Source organism: Desulfosarcina sp. BuS5 (assembly GCF_028752835.1).
In the GTDB taxonomy this organism is placed as follows: domain Bacteria; phylum Desulfobacterota; class Desulfobacteria; order Desulfobacterales; family BuS5; genus BuS5.
On record NZ_CP087952.1, the window covers coordinates 2,864,900 to 2,884,051 of the forward strand.

At 43.5% G+C, this 19,152-nt stretch carries 15 protein-coding genes; 10 read left to right on the top strand and 5 right to left on the bottom strand.

The annotated features are described in order from the left end of the window. The first annotated feature begins 29 nt into the window (after positions 1-29). Positions 30-1,346, top strand: a complete 1,317-nt coding sequence (locus BuS5_RS14085; RefSeq protein WP_274427662.1) for a transposase — start codon at positions 30-32, stop codon at positions 1,344-1,346. A gap of 696 nt (positions 1,347-2,042) precedes the next feature. Here the strand turns inward: BuS5_RS14085 and BuS5_RS14090 are convergent. The 5 genes from BuS5_RS14090 to BuS5_RS14110 all read right to left on the bottom strand — a co-directional run bounded on the left by BuS5_RS14090 (position 2,043) and on the right by BuS5_RS14110 (position 8,311). Then, the gene (locus BuS5_RS14090) at positions 2,043-4,709 is read right to left on the bottom strand and encodes an MlaD family protein (RefSeq protein ID WP_027354316.1); all 2,667 of its coding nucleotides are present in this window, start codon (positions 4,707-4,709) and stop codon (positions 2,043-2,045) included. 16 nt (positions 4,710-4,725) lie between these two features. Then, complete coding sequence (locus BuS5_RS14095) at positions 4,726-5,352, bottom strand: paraquat-inducible protein A (RefSeq protein WP_051374888.1); 627 nt, start codon at positions 5,350-5,352, stop codon at positions 4,726-4,728. 5 nt (positions 5,353-5,357) lie between these two features. After that, complete coding sequence (locus BuS5_RS14100; protein ID WP_027354318.1) at positions 5,358-5,993, bottom strand: paraquat-inducible protein A; 636 nt, start codon at positions 5,991-5,993, stop codon at positions 5,358-5,360. Continuing rightward, the gene (locus BuS5_RS14105) at positions 5,968-6,801 is read right to left on the bottom strand and encodes an HAD family hydrolase (RefSeq protein ID WP_051374884.1); all 834 of its coding nucleotides are present in this window, start codon (positions 6,799-6,801) and stop codon (positions 5,968-5,970) included. Before BuS5_RS14105 ends, BuS5_RS14100 begins: the two co-directional genes overlap by 26 nt. 91 nt (positions 6,802-6,892) lie before the next feature. Then, on the bottom strand, positions 6,893-8,311 hold the full coding sequence (locus tag BuS5_RS14110; RefSeq protein WP_051374886.1) for a hypothetical protein: 1,419 nt from the start codon (positions 8,309-8,311) through the stop codon (positions 6,893-6,895). A gap of 302 nt (positions 8,312-8,613) precedes the next feature. Here BuS5_RS14110 and BuS5_RS14115 point away from each other — a divergent pair, with 302 nt between their 5' ends. The 9 genes from BuS5_RS14115 to sucC all read left to right on the top strand — a co-directional run bounded on the left by BuS5_RS14115 (position 8,614) and on the right by sucC (position 19,150). After that, positions 8,614-8,826: a hypothetical protein gene (locus BuS5_RS14115; protein WP_027354319.1), complete on the top strand. Its 213-nt coding sequence runs from the start codon at positions 8,614-8,616 to the stop codon at positions 8,824-8,826. Between the two features lie 143 nt (positions 8,827-8,969). Further along, positions 8,970-10,154 (top strand): pyridoxal phosphate-dependent aminotransferase, encoded by a 1,185-nt coding sequence (locus BuS5_RS14120; RefSeq protein ID WP_027354320.1) that lies wholly within the window; start codon positions 8,970-8,972, stop codon positions 10,152-10,154. Between the two features lie 72 nt (positions 10,155-10,226). Then, positions 10,227-10,631 carry a methylmalonyl-CoA epimerase gene (mce, locus tag BuS5_RS14125; RefSeq protein WP_027354321.1) on the top strand — a complete coding sequence of 135 codons (405 nt, stop codon included), beginning with the start codon at positions 10,227-10,229 and terminating at the stop codon, positions 10,629-10,631. A gap of 151 nt (positions 10,632-10,782) precedes the next feature. Beyond that, positions 10,783-12,912: a methylmalonyl-CoA mutase gene (scpA, locus tag BuS5_RS14130; RefSeq protein WP_027354322.1), complete on the top strand. Its 2,130-nt coding sequence runs from the start codon at positions 10,783-10,785 to the stop codon at positions 12,910-12,912. Further along, positions 12,909-13,892: a methylmalonyl Co-A mutase-associated GTPase MeaB gene (gene meaB, locus BuS5_RS14135; RefSeq protein ID WP_027354323.1), complete on the top strand. Its 984-nt coding sequence runs from the start codon at positions 12,909-12,911 to the stop codon at positions 13,890-13,892. Before scpA ends, meaB begins: the two co-directional genes overlap by 4 nt. Positions 13,893-13,913: 21 nt before the next feature. Beyond that, positions 13,914-15,467 carry an acyl-CoA carboxylase subunit beta gene (locus tag BuS5_RS14140; RefSeq protein ID WP_027354324.1) on the top strand — a complete coding sequence of 518 codons (1,554 nt, stop codon included), beginning with the start codon at positions 13,914-13,916 and terminating at the stop codon, positions 15,465-15,467. Positions 15,468-15,668: 201 nt separating this feature from the next. Continuing rightward, the gene (locus BuS5_RS14145) at positions 15,669-15,875 is read left to right on the top strand and encodes a hypothetical protein (RefSeq protein WP_035265679.1); all 207 of its coding nucleotides are present in this window, start codon (positions 15,669-15,671) and stop codon (positions 15,873-15,875) included. A 64-nt stretch (positions 15,876-15,939) separates the two neighbouring features. Next, positions 15,940-17,952, top strand: a complete 2,013-nt coding sequence (locus tag BuS5_RS14150) for a pyruvate carboxylase subunit B (protein WP_027354325.1) — start codon at positions 15,940-15,942, stop codon at positions 17,950-17,952. A 22-nt stretch (positions 17,953-17,974) separates the two neighbouring features. Beyond that, on the top strand, positions 17,975-19,150 hold the full coding sequence (gene sucC / locus BuS5_RS14155; RefSeq protein ID WP_027354326.1) for an ADP-forming succinate--CoA ligase subunit beta: 1,176 nt from the start codon (positions 17,975-17,977) through the stop codon (positions 19,148-19,150). Positions 19,151-19,152 lie beyond the last annotated feature (2 nt).

Below are 19,152 nucleotides of genomic sequence, written 5' to 3' on the forward strand. Positions count from 1 at the left end.
GCACTCTAAAAAGGATAGGAGGTATTCTGATGATAAAAAATACTTTTGAAGAAGTTCTTTCTGATGAATGGGTGAAAGCAAATATAACCAATCCAGTTCAGGAATTGGTTATTATCCGTGGGATAATTCCATGGCAAAAAATGATTACAAAGTTGTGTAAATTTTATAACACCAGTCAGGGTGCTTTTGGAAAATCTCTCAGGATGATGACAGCGATTTTGATTTGTATAAAATACTATCAATTAAGTGATAGGCAAATGGTTAAGCATATAAAAGAAAACCACTATATTCAATATTTTTGTAACATCACAAATGAGGAATTGCAAACATGCCTGGATCCGAGTTCTATATGTGTATTTCGAAAACGTATAGGTGAAGAAGGTGTTGAAATTATAGAAAAAGAAGTTTTTGAGGTTCTACGCAAAGCTGGGATAATACAGGGTGATAATGCTATGATAGATTCAAGCGTATTGAAAAATAACGTTATCTATCCAAATGATGTACATTTAATTTTTAAAGCTTTTGACAAAATGAAACAATTTGCCGTTTTGCATCAAATCTCCTTGTGGTGGGACAATAATGAAGTAAAAAAATTATGGCGAGAATTTTTTTTGAACAAAAAACAAAACCGTTTGGAATGGTTACTCAAATTTAATATATTATTTATTCCTGCTCTAAAAATATTTGATAAAAAAGTTGAATCATTAAAGACCACAAAGAAAAAACAAATAAAAGCTGACAATATGTTTGCTATTCTTACTATTCTTGAAGCACAAACCTTAGAAAAACTCGAAGGTAAAAAACAGATAAAAAACCGGATTGTATCCATTGATGAACCGGATGCCCGCCCGATTGTAAAAGGAAAAGAGCATCCGAAGTGTGAATTCGGCACAACAATGGAAATGACTTTCAATAGGGAAGGATTCATGATTACCATTGAAAATTTTATCGGTAATCCAAATGATAAAACGCTTTTTGCTGGAACACTCGAACAGTTCAAAAAACGGATGAAAGGCGAACCGGAAAATATTATTACCGACCTTGGTTACAGAAGCAATGGTAATTTTAAAATTGCAGACAATATCAGTAACGTTTTTTTGGGGCGTAAAAAAGATGTATCCGAAGAAAAACAGAGTTTTTGCTGTAAAGCCCGTTCAGCAACAGAAGGTTTCATAGCTATTGCAAAAAATATTAGAGGTTTTGGATGCAGTCTTTATAGAGGATTTGAAGGAGACCGTATATGGTCATTGCTTTGTCAAACCGCTTATAATCTTAAAAAGTTTATTCAGCTTCTAATGGGAGAAAAGATTGAAGAAAAAAAACTGATGAAACTCGGGCTGGCATAAGCCGAACAAGGATTTTATCAAAAATAGTTGATTTTAAAAAATATGCGGATAGGAGAGGTGCGTCTATAGGTGTTAACAATTTGCCGTTTTTTACCAAAATTCAATTAAAATACCACAAATGAGCTTAAAATTTTAGATTAAAATTCTCTATGATTAATATATGAACAATGCTGATATACTATGTTATTATCGAAATTCAGCGGATACTATATAGTTACCTGACTCCGTTGGATTGAAAAAACCTAACGAATAAAGATAGATTGTGAGAACGAAGCGAACCACAATTTTATCCGGTTGTTATGTTGGTAGAGGAGTTTAGGGACGCCCTTTATATTTCCATATTTACAGTTTTAGGCTTCAGAATCGTTGTACTATTGTTTCTCCTCGCTTTACTGATTGACTCACCCAGGCCAATGAGAACCGTAAATGTGAACATTTCACCAGCGCCCACCAGTTTCCCCCAATAACCATCATTTCAAAACTGTAAATGTAAAAGGCCAACCTCCCACAAAGTTCGGCTGGCTCAACCTGCATAAGATCACACACCCTGGATGCAAGCTTTTCAAGGTCAAGGAGGTGAACATATTGGGTAAGCATGTTTTGGAAATCACAGACATTTTCCGTTGGACGTCCCCCCTAAGTGCGCGTCCCTTAAGTGCGCTCGAGTAAAAAATCGCTCAATTTAGATTGTGCCCCCTACTTCAGATGAATCTCAGGTTTCCAGGCGAGCCATTTTTTATGCGCTTTTTCATGGAGAATAAAGTGGTGTCCCCCCAAAACCGGACTGCCGGCCTTGTCGTTTTCAGGGGTTGCCATGGCAATCCCTCCCGCGATGATCGACTCAAGTGATTCGGTATCAATATCCACTCCTGAAAAGATACCTGCATCTACCCTGACTCCGCTCACATTCCAGAACCTGGTATTTTTCCGGACAAGGGCATCGTAAGGTGTGCGGATGTTTACATATACCCACACTTTCCGGGCGGTGGGGGAGAGTTTGTAACCGGTTACACTTCCTACCTGAACCTGACGGTAATAAAGATGAGAACCTTTTTCCAGAGAACCAAGTCTGGGTGTTTCGAGAATAATATTTAATCCTTCCTCGACCTCTTCCATTAGAGGAGGCCCATCCAGAGCTTCAAGATCCAGACATCGACTTCCACGTCCGGGATTTATGGCAATATACGGGCCATTTATCAGAGTGTCGAGATGCTTCGCTCCTGACAGGCTGAACTCAGGGGTTACAAGCCAGATACGGGTATTCTTACGAAAAAGGGATGCCGCGTCACTCTCTACGAGGGCCTCGGCAATAACCGATTCCATTCCATGGCCGTATCGTACCTTTTTTACTTTACCTACTGTTATACCCTGATACCTTATTTCAACGTCCTTTTTAAGACCTTGAGGTTCGGCAAACCTGATAACCACTTCTGTTTTGTCCGCGTCAAGCGCGGTCTGGTAATCATCATAAAGTTTAAAGCTGTGGCCCGCCTTAACCTTTTTCCCTTCAGACGGCGCCCAAAAAACTACACCTCCTGCCATGATGCTCTTCAACGAACCTGTCCTCAGGCGAACGCCTGAGAATCCGGCTTCAATATCTATCCCGCTTGCATTGTAGAACCTGCATGTTGTTCTAAGAAGATGAGCATATTTTTTTTGAATAAAAGCAGAAAAAATAATGCTATGTCCATTTTTTTCAAGATGGAACCCTGTGATTTTACCCACTTCGATCTGTTTATAGAGAACCGGTGAACCGGGCGGAACTGATTTAAGGGTTGACGTTTGCAAGTGCACGATCAATCCTTGCTGCTGCAAGGCAGGAACGGCATCTATGGCTTCCTGGTAACTTTCATAAAGAATAAAAGAATCTTTTTCATGTGCTGCCGAGGCAGCCTTATGCCCGGTCGTTGGGTTGGCAAATGCCAGGCCCCCGGCAAGCAGGGATATTACTGTCCCGGTTTTAACACTGATCCCGTCCAGACCGGCATTTACGTCTATTCCTCCTATTTTCCAAAATATTGAATTGGATTTGACAAGCTGAACGTATTTTTCATAAATAAAAATTTCTGCCAGAACATGATTACCATCCGGAGCAAGGTTAAAACCAGTAATCTCACCTACATGCATTTCCTTATAAAGAACCGGGGCGCCGCGTGAAAAAGATTTTGCATTTTCAGACACCAGTACAAACCGGCTGCCCGGCATCAGAGCTTCCTCTGAATCCGGCTGCTCCTGTATTGTAAAATCATTACAGAATTCACCTCTACCGACCTCTAAGGCTATATAGGCTCCGCTGACGAGGGTCTCCAGGTTTTCAATCTTGTTGATTGATAACCTCGGCCTGACCACCCAGAATCTGGTTTTTTTCCTTAGTATAAACTCCGCATTGGGATTGATGATAATATCGGCGGTAACAGTACATTTTTCATCTTGATTAAACTTCAGCTCTGCTACCTGCCCCACCTCAAACCCCCGATACATCACCTTGGTAACACCAGCCCTGAGGCTCTCGGCCGAAGGGAGCTGAAGGGACATATCAAGTCCGAAACCGGCATCGTCAAAATCCGGATACAAAGTAAAAATCCGGCCGTTTTGGGCTGATGGGCTGTCCATCTTTGATTCCGGTGTATATAAACCTATCCCTCCATATATCAAGGTGGCCAGACTCTCCAGGTGCAGATTAAATCCGGAAAAATCACCTTTCAGCGTTATACCGCTGGCATTCCAAAACCTGGTTTCCGTTTTAACAAGACCAGCATATTCCGGTTCGATATAAGCATCAATCAGAACACTCTCATCGCTTTTTAAAACATATTCCTGCACTGAACCTACAGAAATATTTTTATAATAAATTTGTGATCCTTTCTGGATGGAATGTAGAGCGTCAGCCTTCAGTTTTATATGCAGGCCAGGAGCATTTCCACTAACGGGAGGAGGATCGGACAGGCCTTTGAACTCTCTGGATGCAATTTGGGAAACTCCGCGCCTCGCCTCGATATGGCTGCCGGAAAGAATCGTCTGCAGACCGCTTATTCTACCCGCTGAGATCTGCGGTTTTACAAGCCAAAATCGGGTATCTTCCACCAGGCCGTCTTTGGTACCTCTGTCCATCTCAATATAAAGACTGATTCCTTCCATATCAGGATCGACTTTTGTTTCCCGGACAGTGCCTACCGGAATCCCCTTGTACATCACTCTGGTCTTGCCGGGAGCAACGCCTTCAGCATCTTCAAAGTGAACTATAATAGTGATGCCGGCGTCCCGGACACTTTTGTAAAGCAGCCACCCCCCAATAATAAGGGCTATAAGCGGCAGAATCCAGATCGGGGATATTCCTTTTCTTTTTATAATGGGAGTTTCCATATAGTTTCCTTAATTTTTATGCATCCCACATTAAACGCGGGTCAAGGGTGATCGCAGCAAACATGGTGGCCAGCACCACACCGGCAAAATAGGTAGCAGCGGGCGCAACCTCGACAGATGTTAAATAACCGAAATTAACAAGTACCTGGAGAAGCGATATAACAAAAATATCAATCATTGACCAGCGCCCGACAAATTCGATCACCCTGAACATCAAAGCCGTATGTCTGAGCCATGTTTTCCATTTAAAATGAATTGAAAGGAGTATCAGGCTAATCCCTATTATCTTGAAAAGAGGCACCAGAATACTGGCGGTCAGGATGATTATACCGATAGCATAAGAGCCTTCTTGAAAAAAATATATGATCCCGTCCATTATGGTGGATTCCTCAGGCACTCCAAGATAATCAACCCGCATAACAGGAAGCAGATTAGCAGGAAAAGCGAGAAGAGCCGCAGTAACTATCAGCGCCCAGGTTCGAACCATACTGTCAGGCTTCCGGAGATGTATCCTTGCCCCGCATCTCGGGCAGAACCCGGATTTTACCCCATGCTGCCCATTGATTGGAAGAAGTTTGCCGCAATCACGGCACAGAGCAAGTCCAGCTTCCAGGGCGGTAATATGACGATTGGTATTGGCCATAAATTTCAAATTTCCCCTTTTCTCTCAATAAGATCCCAAAAAAGGTGTTCATCCATGGCTGTCGAAGAACAGAGGGTGGCAAACAAAAGGCCGACAAAGCAAAAAAAGCCGAGATCATAATGGATATTCGCCAGATGATACATTTTGATAAGTGTCACCAGAATACCTATCAGATATACTTCAAGCATCCCCCATTCATCGAGGTAGTGAAAAGATCGCATCAGCAAAGGAAGAGTGTCCGGATAGCGCTTCAACTTAAGGCTCAGGGAAACAACAAAAAGGAGTGAAAGCTTGATCAGCGGAAACAGGAGGCTTGTCAATAAGACCAGCAGAGATACAAATAGATAGCCCTTATCATAAAGCCGTACAACCCCGTCAACGATGGAGCCGCTCTCTTTAAATCCCAGGGTGTCGAGAGTCATCAGAGGCATGAAAGCGGCCGGCATATAAAGCAGAAGAGCAGTAATGCTGAGAGCAAGTGTTTTGTCAACGGAATTCTTTTTGGGGGTCTGAAGTTTTTTTCCGCATCTTGGACAGAATAGAGCAAGCCCCGGCTCAACTTCAACCTGTTCAAGCAGCAGATCACAGCCGTTGCAGGCGATCAATCCGGATATATCAATCTTTTGGCTTAGGGTTTCCATAGAATTTGATTAGATCATTTGGATAGCATATATAATCAATTAATTGAGCAAGATCCGTAATCACAAGATCCGCTTTTATATTTTTGCATAACGGCTCATCTTTTCTTAGCCTCAGAGATCTTTTATCCCCCGCAAACAGGGCTGTTTTAAAACCAGTTTTTTTTGCTGGCATTATATCATTCAGCATATCATTACCCACATAAAGAACCGACTCTTCGGCAATTCCCATACTTTTAAGCCTTGCGGCAGCAGTTTGAAAAAGACATAGTGAAGGTTTTGCACATCCGAATCTGTATGAGTATATGGTGAGGTCGGGGTGAAATCCCAGACCTTCCGGATCGGAATCGAAAAACCGGTTAAACAGGTAGGGTGTATAAAACTGGGCGTTCGAAATAATACCCATCAGAATTCCGGAATCTTTACATGCTGTAAGGAGTTCTCCCAGGTCAGGCATCGGATATACAGGATTGACTATAAGCTCAAACAATTCCGCGAATTGCCTGATCTTGGATTGCCTGGTCTTGGATTGTTGATCCTCCCCATGATTACTCTTCCCCAAAATATTCATCAGAACATTCATCCAGACACGGTCTACCTCAACCTCAGGATAATCGACGCCCTTGCTTCTTGATTCTGCATGTCTTTTTTCAATTTCACGGAAAAGATCTTTGCGAAGGGCTTCCGGTTTTTTTTCTATTCCAAATTGATTCAGCATCCGCTCAAGCCCCGGCATCTTTACCGGTTTTTCCTGTGAAATACTTATATCCCCTGCCCCGCTGATAAAAAGGGTGCCGTAAATATCAAACATGAAGCAACGAATTTTATGCTCTATCCTTCCGCTCGGGGTTAAATATGTGGGTACGGGTAAGAGCGGTGATATATAATTTAATACCGTCTCTTTATTCAACATAGTCACCCCATTTTAAAAGGCTTAATTCTTCAGGGTTTAAAAAACTTTTGAGAAGAAAATCCCTATTTATCCTCTGACGCACCCTGCTTTTTACAACAGTCGAATATATCTTCAAAAGATTTTCTTTATATGCTGCAATATTATAGCGCTCTTTAACCACCTTCAGATTGTTCTTTAAAAGCCGCTTATCATCAGGCAAATCTCCCGGAATGGCCATATAAGGATTCAACAGCAATAATCTCTCCGCATCCTTCCTGTCCGTCAAAACACGACGTATTATATCTTTTTGAAAAGATTCATCAAGCAACCCGAAATCTATATTCTCGTTTTCAACTATTTTTTCACAGGATTCCGCCACCTTTTCACTATATATCCTGCTCTTGTATATGTTGATATTTTTCATCATGGCCGCCTTGAACCTTCGGTACAGATTTTTTCTGCCGATCCAGTTTACAGGAACAAGCAGTTTGGTGTAAAGATGTCCCAGATCTATCCCGTTATCCTCAAAACCATCACATATGCCAGGCAGCTTTCTTCCCCACACGACTTTTTTTGACATCCATGGTTCAAGAAAAGAAAAGCCGAAACCTTCGGTGATGCTGGTTGTTATGATAAATCTTGCCGACTGCACCAGTTCCGGAAAACTCTTTTGCAACCCGGCTTCGAACTGCACATTCAACCTGTTTTCTCTTACAAAATCCTTCCAGCCTGAATAGCTCTCAACATCCAAAGGGCTGGCAGGAGGAAGTGTAACAGCGAGGTTTTCATTATGTTTAAAGAATATCGACAGGAGTATCGCCTCTCCGATATTTTTTCTCCTGATGCCCCGCACGGGATATAGCGCAATATTGCTTGCTGCAACTTCAGGAAGGCAACCCCCAAAGCAGTCGACAATATTGGGGATTAAATGAAGTCCCTCTTTTTTCAAGCCGGCCCCTGACAATATTTCATAATCACGCGAATTAATCACACCATAATGAGAATCCGCCGGATACTCGTCTTTCTTATAATAAAATAAAGGTCTGCCGTCTTCGGCAAAATCATGTACATGGAGAAAGAGTCTTATGCCTTTCTTCTGCAGATGCCTTAATATACTTAAAAAATTAACGTTTTTGGCAAGAACCGGATTATGAACATGGATTAGATCACACTTGCCCTTAAACTTGTATTTAACAGCCCTAATAACAGATTCCGCGACCTCTTCGGGCTTAAAACCCTGATCCGACGACCCGTCAAAATAACCTAACCCAGGGATATGGACTACCTCAACAGAAAATGATATTTCAGGCGGCTCACCAGTTAAAAGCAGCATTTGGCATACATCTTTAAGGGCTTCTATCTGCTGCCTTAAAACGGTTGTCACACCTCCTGTTCTTAAATGATAATGTATAAAAACTATCTTCTTCACAACTCACCACCTGACGATAGATTGAGACTTGCTCAAAAGAGTAATTCTCTCGTTTTTCCGGCTAACCAGTATACAATTTTATGTATTTTTTGGCGTCTTTCATTTGTCGTTGACACTTTTAAAACAACAATGGGACACAGATAAATACAAATCGGTTTATTTTTTAAAACATTTTTTCTATTTTACAATCAACCCTGATGTTTTACAATTAATATTTGGCTTGACAACCGCAAACCAATACCATAACAATTGTATTAAAATATATGTTAATTTAATTGACCTTTAACTCAGGAGGTAAGCGAATGGATGAAAAACGTTTAATGACAATGAACATAGTATCAAACCTTTTAAATGCTTATTATACTGCAAAAAACAGTTTCTGTATTGTAAACCAGAAAGAGCCTGAACTCAAGGAAAGGGAAGAGTTGTTTAAAACAGTTATTAGAAGTTTTGAAAATTTATCCACCTCCTACTTTAAAGATATTGAAGATATTGCTGAAGGCATCTCTAAATAACCACTTGATATTATTTGTTTTCATAACAAGCTCGTTAATTATTAGCGGGCTTGTTTTGTTTGGGGTTTAAAGGGTAAGTCTATATTTTTATAATTTATCTTATCAAAAATGTCACCTATAAAAACATAAAGAAAAAAAAATCAATGACAATTTCAAAAAATATTAAGGCTATTCTGCATCAATCTTCATGGATACGAAAAATGTTCGAAGAGGGAGCCCGTCTGAAAAAAATACATGGGCCGGAAAATGTTTACGATTTCAGCCTGGGCAATCCAAATCTGGATCCCCCGGAAGAATTCCTGGAAAGGCTAAAAAACATTGTGCATATTTCCGGCCATGGTGATCACGCTTATATGCCCAATGCAGGATATCCCCATGTTAGAAATTCAATTGCCGCATTCATATCAAAAGAGCACCAAATAAACATCACCGGAGATGATATTATAATGACCTGCGGAGCTGCCGGAGCTCTGAATGTTATACTGAAAGCGATACTTGATGCCGGAGATGAGGTAATCACCCCTGCCCCATATTTTGTCGAGTACGGTTTTTATGCAAGCAACCATGGAGGTATACTTAAAACGGCGCCGACAAATCAGGATTTTACCCTGAATGTAAACGCCATAGCTGATGCAATTACAAAAAAAACAAGGGCTGTTATAATTAATTCTCCGAACAATCCCACCGGTCAAATATATTCGGAAGCAAGCCTTGCTGAGCTCGGAACTCTTTTAAAAGAGGCCGAAAAAAAGATGAACACCAACATTTATCTTATTTCAGATGAACCATACAGAAAGATCGTATATGATGATTTTAAAGTCCCCTCTATTTTTAAATGCTGCAACAACAGCATAATGGTCACTTCATATTCAAAAGATATTTCCATACCCGGTGAGCGCATAGGCTTTATTGCTGTTAATCCGGATGCTGATCATAATATGGATCTTGTTGAGGGAATGACCCTGGCAAACAGGATCCTCGGCTTTGTAAATGCGCCCGCTCTTATGCAGCGAGTGGTTGCGGAAATACAGGGAATCAGCGTCGACATCTCAGAATATGCCGGAAAAAGAAAACTTCTATGCGAAGGGCTTGCCGACTGCGGATACGACTTTATACCCCCCCCGGGAGCGTTTTACCTTTTCCCCAAAACGCCCATTCCTGATGATGTTGAATTCATTACCGAACTTCAGAAAGAGAGAATTCTTACAGTCCCGGGCAGCGGCTTTGAAGGACCCGGTCACTTCAGAATAGCCTTTTGCGTGGATGATAAAACAATTATCAATTCCATGCCCGGATTCAGAAGAGCAATTGAAAAAATCAACAGATAAAAAAATAATCGGAATAGGAACTTATAAAGTGGCATAACGGTTAACAACTATAAACTAAGGAGCAGTAGTAAAATGAAAATAGAAAAAATCGATCATCTCGGAATTGCCGTAAATAGCATAGAGGAAGGTAAAAACTTCTGGACTGACGTGCTTGGACTCGATATCGAAGCCACAGAAATAGTTGAAACACAGAAAGTGCTCACCGCCTTTCTCCCAATCGGCGAAAGTGAAGTGGAACTACTGGAGTCCACCTCCCCGGACGGGCCGATAGCAAAATATATAGAAAAAAAGGGAGTAGGCATACAACATGTTGCTTTCCGAGTCAAAAATATTGACGCAGCTCTGGACGAACTTAAAGAAAAAGGTATAAAACTTATAGATCAGAAAGCGAGAATCGGGGCCGGCGGCGCCAGAATGGCATTTTTACACCCCAAAGCCACAAACGGAGTTTTGGTTGAACTGTGCGAAAGGGATTAATCCCTAAGTGCAGTTTTTCAAACATACAAATTTATTGACTCTTACAGAATTTTATATTAAAATATTTTGTTATATAATATTTATAATAAATCTGTAACATGCTAACATATTATAAAATTATATTTTTTCATTGTTATTGGAGCACCTTATTATGTCGGAACATAAAGACAAACAGAAATGGCTGGAAACAGCTGAAAAAGAATTAAGAGGCAAATCTCTTGAATCCCTTGACTGGGACACCCCGGAGGGAATTAAGGTAAAGCCCATTTATACAGCGGAAGATATTGAAGAGCTTGAATGTGTGAACAGTCTCCCCGGCATGCCGCCGTATACCCGGGGGCCCAAAGCCACCATGTATGCGGGCAGACCCTGGACGATACGTCAGTATGCCGGTTTTTCCACGGCCAGGGAGTCAAACGAGTTTTACAGGAGAAATCTGGCGGCCGGACAAAAGGGCCTTTCCATAGCATTTGATCTGGCAACCCACAGGGGATACGATTCAGACCATCCCAGGGTGGTAGGTGATATCGGCAAAGCAGGAGTCGCTGTCGATTCAATTGAGGATATGAAGATTCTTTTCGACCAGATTCCACTTGACAAAATGTCAGTCTCCATGACCATGAACGGGGCGGTTCTACCGATCCTTGCCGGTTATATCGTGGCGGCTGAAGAACAGGGCGTGGGTCAGGAAAAACTGGCCGGAACCATACAAAACGATATCCTGAAAGAATACCTTACACGCAACACATATATATATCCACCCATACCTTCAATGCGGATTGTTTCGGATATTATAGGGTACTGTTCAAAAAACATGCCTAAATATAATACGGTAAGCATAAGCGGTTATCACATGATGGAGGCCGGAGCCAATTCGGTGCTACAAACGGCCTTCACCCTGGCCGACGGACTTGAATATGCCCGGGCCGCCATAGGCGCCGGGCTTGATATTGATACTTTTGCCCCGCGTCTTTCATTCTTCTTCGGAATAGGAATGAATTTTTTCATGGACATCGCCATGTTAAGAGCCGCCCGCTTCCTGTGGCATGAGATCATATCAAAATTCAACCCCAAAAACCCTAAATCAGCCATGCTGAGAACCCACTGCCAGACCTCTGGCTGGAGCCTTACTGAACAGGATCCATACAATAACATCATACGCACAACACTTGAATGTATGTCCGCCACCCTTGGCGGGACCCAGTCATTGCATACCAACTCATTTGATGAAGCGGTCGGTCTCCCAACCGATTTTTCAGCCAGAATAGCCAGAAATACACAGATCATCGTACAGGAAGAATCACAGATATGTCATGTTGTCGATCCCATGGGAGGTTCTTATTATGTAGAAGCTCTTACAAACGGGATCATCGAAGAAGTCAGAAAGATCATGTCTGAAATCGAAGAACTCGGCGGAATGGCCAAGGCGATTGAGTCGGGAATGCCCAAAATGAGAATCGAAGAGTCTGCGGCCCGCAAACAGGCCAGAATCGATATGGGCAAGGATGTTATCGTAGGGGTCAACAAATATAAACTGGAAAAAGAGGATTCCCTGGATGTGCTTGAGGTCTCGAACACAGTTCGCGAAGAGCAGATCGCCATGCTCAAGGAAATAAAAGCGAAACGGAATTCCAAAAATGTTGAAAATCTCCTGGAAGCGATTACAAATTGCGCCGGGTCGGACGGCAACCTGCTTGAAGTTTGCATTGAAGCTGCAAGGGCGCGCGCGACCGTTGGCGAAATCTCGGATGCCATGGAAAAAGTTTTCGGAAGATATGTGGCAACAACACAGTGTATATCAGGAGCTTATGCTTCCGAGTATGGGGATGATGAGACAATTGCCTCCATACAAAAAAGAACAAAACAATTTATGGAAAGAGAGGGAAGAAGGCCGAGAATACTGGTTACCAAAATGGGACAGGACGGACATGACCGGGGAATAAAGGTTATTGCAACAGCCTATGCGGACCTTGGCTTTGATGTGGATATAAGCCCCATGTTCCAAACTCCCGAAGAAGCCGCCAAAATGGCCGTGGAGAACGATGTGCATATTGTGGGATCTTCAAGCCTGGCGGCAGGCCACAAGACTCTTATACCACAGCTTATTGAAGCTCTTAAAAACGAAAATGCAGAGAATATCAAGGTCGTTGTAGGCGGGGTTATCCCTCCGGGGGATTATGATTTCCTCTATAATGCCGGTGCAGTCGGCATATTCGGCCCGGGCACCGCAATTACGGAGTCTGTTAATCATGTCCTCAATGCTATTGAGAATACCGGATGACACCCAAAGATTCCCAGGATTATATTCATGGAGTCATCGACCGGAACAATCGCCTACTTGCAAAAACCATTACACTGATTGAAAGTTCCCTGCCGGCTCATCAGGAGCTGGCAAGGAACATAATCAACAAACTCCTTCCGCATACAGGGAAAGCCGTTCGGCTTGGTATCACAGGGGTGCCGGGCGCCGGAAAAAGTACATTCATAGAAAGTCTCGGCATGCTTTTGCTGAAAAAAGGCCTCAGCGTTGCCGTGCTTGCGGTGGATCCTTCCAGCACAAGGGGCGGAGGAAGTATTCTGGCCGACAAGACCCGTATGGAAAAGCTTTCGGTTGCTGCCAATGCATTCATCAGACCCTCACCTTCCGGAGGAACCCTTGGAGGAGTCGCCAGAAAAACCAGGGAAACGATGCTGGTCTGTGAAGCGGCCGGTTTTGATGTAATTATTGTTGAAACAGTCGGGGTGGGTCAGTCTGAAACAACAGTAGCTTCCATGGTCGATTTTTTTCTGGTTCTTATGATTGCAGGAGCAGGCGATGAACTCCAGGGTATGAAAAAAGGCGTTTTGGAGATAGCCGACGCGTTGGCCATTAATAAGACAGATGGGGACAATGTGCAAAAAGCCAGGATGGCCAGAAAAGAGTATGAAACAGCCCTTCACCTTTTAAGGCCGGCCTCGTTAACATGGTCGCCTCCGGTATTGAATTGCAGCGCCATTGAAATGACCGGCATAGACGAAATCTGGGGTACCGTTTTAGAACACCGCAAAAAGTTTACCGCTACAGGTGAATTTCAAGCAAATCGTAAGAAACAGTCTATTGACTGGATGCGGTCCCTGATTGAGGAGGGACTTAAAGAAAAATTTCATAAAAATCCTGAAGTAAAAAAAGCCTTACCCGGGATAAAAATGGGCGTGGGGAATGGCTCGCTGGCACCGACTGTTGCTGCAGACAGGTTGCTATCTTTGGTGAATGGGCACTAACTAAGGAAAGGAAATAAGATAATGGGTATAGTGGAAGATAAAATTAAGAAATTTAAAGAACTTGAAAAAGCGATCATGCAAATGGGCGGTGAAAAAGCAGTTGCAAAGCACCATAAACAAGGAAAGCTGACTGCAAGGGAGAGGCTAGATTCTCTTTTCGATCCCGGCACATTCCGTGAGATCGATATGTTTGTCAAGCACCACTGCACAAATTTCGGGATGGAGAATGTCGATATCCCCGCCGAAGGCGTCATAACCGGGCATGGCCTTGTAAATGGAAGGCCGATTTTTGCATATTCCCAGGATTTTACCTCAAGAGCCGGAAGCCTTGGTGAAATGCATGCAAAAAAGATCTGCAAAGTTATGGATCTGGCTTTAAAAGCCGGTGTCCCTTTTGTCGGTATTAATGATTCCGGGGGAGCAAGAATTCAGGAAGGAGTCGATTCTCTTTCCGGTTACGGCGACATTTTCTTCCGTAACTCGGCCGCGTCGGGCACAATTCCGCAGATTTCGGCAGTCATGGGCCCAACCGCAGGGGGCGCCGTATATTCTCCCGCCATGACCGACTATGTCTTTATGGTCAAGAAAACAAGCTACATGTTCATTACCGGCCCTGCGGTTATCAAAACAGTAACCGGTGAAGATATATCCTTTGAGGATCTGGGCGGAGCCATGACCCACAATACCAAGAGCGGAGTAGCACAGTTTGCTTGCGAAGATGACAAAGATGCCATAGAACAGATCAAGAAACTGCTCTCATATCTTCCTTCAAGCAACATGGACGACCCTCCTGTTGTCGATACAGGAGATGATCCCAAACGGACCGATCCGAAACTGAATACTATAATTCCTGATAATCCCAACAAAACCTATGAGATGAAAGATGTGATTGCTTCGATTGTAGATAACGGTGAATTTTTTGAACCCCATAAGCACTATGCCAAAAATATAATAGTCTGTTTTGCCAGGCTCAACGGCAGAAGCATTGGTATTATCGCCAACCAGCCCAAATTTCTGGCAGGATGCCTCGATGTTAATGCTTCGGACAAGGCTACACGGTTCATACGCTTTTGTGACGCTTTTAATATCCCTTTGCTTACAATTGCGGATGTACCTGGTTATCTGCCGGGAAGCGATCAGGAATATGGAGGAATTATCCGTCACGGCGCAAAGCTGCTATGGTGTTATTCCGAAGCTACAGTACCCAAACTTCTGCTGGTGACACGCAAGGATTACGGCGGCTCTTATCTTGCCATGTGTTCCAAACACCAGGGGGCGGACATGGTCTTTGCCTGGCCCAGTGCCCAGATAGCCGTAATGGGGGCCGAAGGAGCGGCAAATGTTATCCATGCCAAAGAGATTAAAGCAGCAGATGATCCGGTTGCAAAACGCAAAGAGAAAATCAAGGAGTACGAGGATCTTTTTTCCAATCCCTACTGCGCTGCTAATAGCGGGCATGTAGATGCGGTAATCGAGCCGGCTGAAACCAGAACCCGCCTCATAGACGCGTTAGAAATCATGTGCACCAAACGCGAGATGAGGCCGCCTAAAAAACACGGCAATATTCCTATGTAGTGCCCGATCGAAAACTAGAAATTTTTTTCAAGTTCAAGGAAGGCAAAAATTTTAACCGCAGGAATACATTAAGTATTTTGAGGATTAAAATTTTTGACTGACGCAGAAATTGGGAAAATTAGCAGTTTTCGTTCAGGAACGATGTAATCCGGCGGCGCTTTCTATCGACATATGATTAATTTTTGATCCAACGGAGATAACATGAAAAACAAAAAAAAAATTGCCGCTGCTCTTGCCGCGGTAGTTAATTATATTAAGACCGGGGAAGAAGGTGGTTCCATGTACGGCGTATTCGCTCAACCTGACCCGGCTCCGGCTCCCATTAGATCGTGGGGTATAAGCGGCCGGCATGCGCAGATGCAGTTACGCAACCTTATGCAGTTGAAAGCTTTGCACAGGTTAAGATAAAAATTATTATCTTAAAGTCTATACTTGCAGAATATCTTTATTATTTTAAAGGGAGAACTTAAATATGGACGATCATAGTCAGCTGAAAACAACAAAAATTGAATACAACAAAGACAGACCAAAAGCAAAAAACCCGGTAAAAATTATGGATCTGACTTTCCGTGACGGGCACCAGTCCCTGTTTGCCACAAGAGGTCGGACTGAAGATATGATTCCTGTTGCCGAGCTTATGGACGAGGTAGGTTTCTGGGCTCTGGAAACCTGGGGCGGCGCCACATTCGATACAATGCACCGTTTCTTAAATGAAGATCCATGGGAAAGAATACGGACTTTAAAAAGATATATCAAGAAAACCCCTTTTTCAATGCTTCTCAGGGCACAAAACCTGGTTGGCTACAGAAACTATGCCGATGATGTCGCTGAGGCCTTTGTTGAACGAGCTGCAACAAACGGTATGGATATTTTCAGAACCTTTGACGCGTTGAATGATTACCGAAATTTTGAAACAGTAGTTCCGATTATAAAAAAATGCGGAAAACACTTCCAGGGCTGTATATGCTATTCAATGACCGAACCAAGGCTTGGCGGAGATGTTTATAACCTCGATTATTACATTAAAAAAGGCAAAGATCTGGAAAAGATGGGAGCGGACAGCGTCTGCATCAAGGATATGGCCGGCATTATCGCTCCTTATGACGCTTATGCAATTATAGCAGCGCTAAAGAAGAGTATATCCGTACCGATTCATCTTCACAGCCACTTCACATCCGGTATGGCCTCCATGTCCCAGCTCAAGGCTATAGAGGCGGGCGTGGATATCCTTGACACTTGTATGTGCCCCTATGCTTATCGCACCTCACATCCGGCTATAGAACCCCTGGTAATGACACTCCTGGGCACAAACAGGGACACCGGTTTTAACATCAAACAACTGGCAAAGATCAATGAAATCCTCGAAAGAGATGTTGTGCCGAAATACAGGCACCTGCTGGATGAAACCAAACTTTCCATCATAGACATTAATGTGCTGCTCCACCAGACACCAGGCGGCATGCTTTCCAACCTGGTAAATCAGTTGCGTGAAATGGACGCTCTCGACAAAATAGATGCTGTTTTTGAGGAATTACCTAGAGTACGCAAAGAACTGGGACAGATACCCCTTGTCACGCCAACCAGCCAGATAGTCGGTATCCAGACAGTCAATAATGTTCTCTTTGATGATGAAAAAGAACGTTACAAAATGATAACCGGCCAGGTAAAAGATCTCTGCTACGGGCTTTACGGCAAAACCGCGGTCCCGATAGACACCAAGGTTCAGAAAAAAGCGCTTAAAGGATACCCAAGGGGAGAAAAGCCTATTACCTGCAGGCCGGCTGAGGTAATAGAACCTGAACTCGCTAAAGCAAAGGAAGATGTAAAAGGTCTTGCAAAAGATATTGACGATGAAATTCTTTACGCTATTTATCCTGTAACAGGCAAAAAATTTCTGGAATGGAAATATGGCAAAGAGGAGCCTCCGGAGGAAGTAAAACCAAGGACAATGGAACAGGTCAAGGCAGAAGAGGAACTTATCGCCAAAGCCAAAGCCGGAAAACTGGTTGAAAAGATTGAAAAACCAGCTCCTCCGCAAGGTAAAGATACGCGGACATTCAATGTTTTTGTAGAGGATGAATACTTTGAGGTTAAAGTCGATGAACCAGGTGGAGCCCCGGTAGTAAGTTATCCGCCTCAAATGCAGGCTTTTCCCCCTCCTATGCCGGCTGCTGCTGCTCCGGCTGCGCCGGCGGCTGCGCCAGCGGTTGCTCCGGCGGCTGCGCCAGCGGCCGCTCCTGAAGCAGAAGAGCCTGAAGCAGTGACTGTTGATGGGACTCCATTAGAGGCTCCGATGCCCGGCCTTGTCATAGGCTTTGAAAAACAGGTAGGCGATTCAGTGGAAAAAGGAGAGACTGTGCTAATACTGGAAGCTATGAAGATGGAAAACGCTCTACCCTCTCCGATAAGCGGTACACTTGCATCTATAAACTGTGAAACCGGCGATAATGTTGCAAAAGGCGATATGCTTTGTGTAATAAAATAATATTAAAGGAGATATTATATCTATGAAAATTCATGAGTACCAGGCAAAGGAGTTGTTTAGAAAGTTCGATATTGCCGTACCCAAAGGCAATGTGGCTTTCAGCCCGGATGAAGCAATGACAACAGCCGAAACGCTGGGTGGTTATCCTGTTATTGTCAAAGCACAGATTCATGCCGGCGGCCGCGGGAAAGGAGGGGGAGTTAAACTTGCCCAGTCTAATGAAGAGGTCGGAAAACTTGCCGATGAAATAATAGGCATGACTCTTGTTACCCACCAGACAGGGCCGGAAGGTAAACTTGTCAAAAAGGTTCTTGTTGAACAGGGGCTTAATATTGCCAAGGAGCTGTATCTCAGTTTCATCCCTGACCGTGATACCGCCAAGATAGTTATAATGGCAAGCGAAGCCGGGGGCATGGACATTGAAGAAGTGGCTGCCAGCACCCCGGAGAAGATAATCAAGGTTTACATCGATCCCCTTCAGGGCATACAGGCCTACCATTGCCGCGAAGCGGCTTTTGGGCTGAACATGACGCCTCCCGTGATGAAGCAGTTCAGCGCCATGCTCAATAAATTATATAAACTATTTGTAACTTACGACTGTTCCCTGGTTGAAATAAATCCGCTTGTGATCACTGCGGATGATAATGTTATAGCTCTCGACGCAAAGCTGGATGTAGACGGCAACAGCCTCTTCCGCCATAAAGATGTTGTTGAATACAGAGATCTTGACGAAGAGGATCCCCTTGAAGTTGAAGCATCAAACTACAACCTTAACTATATTAATCTCGGCGGCAGCGGGAATATAGGAAATATGGTAAACGGCGCCGGTCTCGCCATGGCAACCATGGATATTATCAAAATTGCAGGCGCTGAACCGGCAAATTTTCTTGACGTAGGGGGCGGAGCCGATGCCGAAATGGTCGAAAACGGATTCAAAATTATTTTAAGCGACAAGAATGTAAAAGGGATTCTGATAAATATCTTCGGAGGTATCCTGAGATGTGACGTGCTGGCTGAAGGTGTTGTGCAGGCGGCAAAAAAGACGGGGCTTAGCGTCCCGGTGGTTGTGCGCATGGAAGGAACAAACGTTGAGAAGGGCCGAAAAATATTAGACGAATCTGGTCTTACTCTTATTACAGCGATCGATTTAAAGGATGCAGCTCAAAAAATAGCTGAGATCGCAAAAGGAGGTAACTAAAA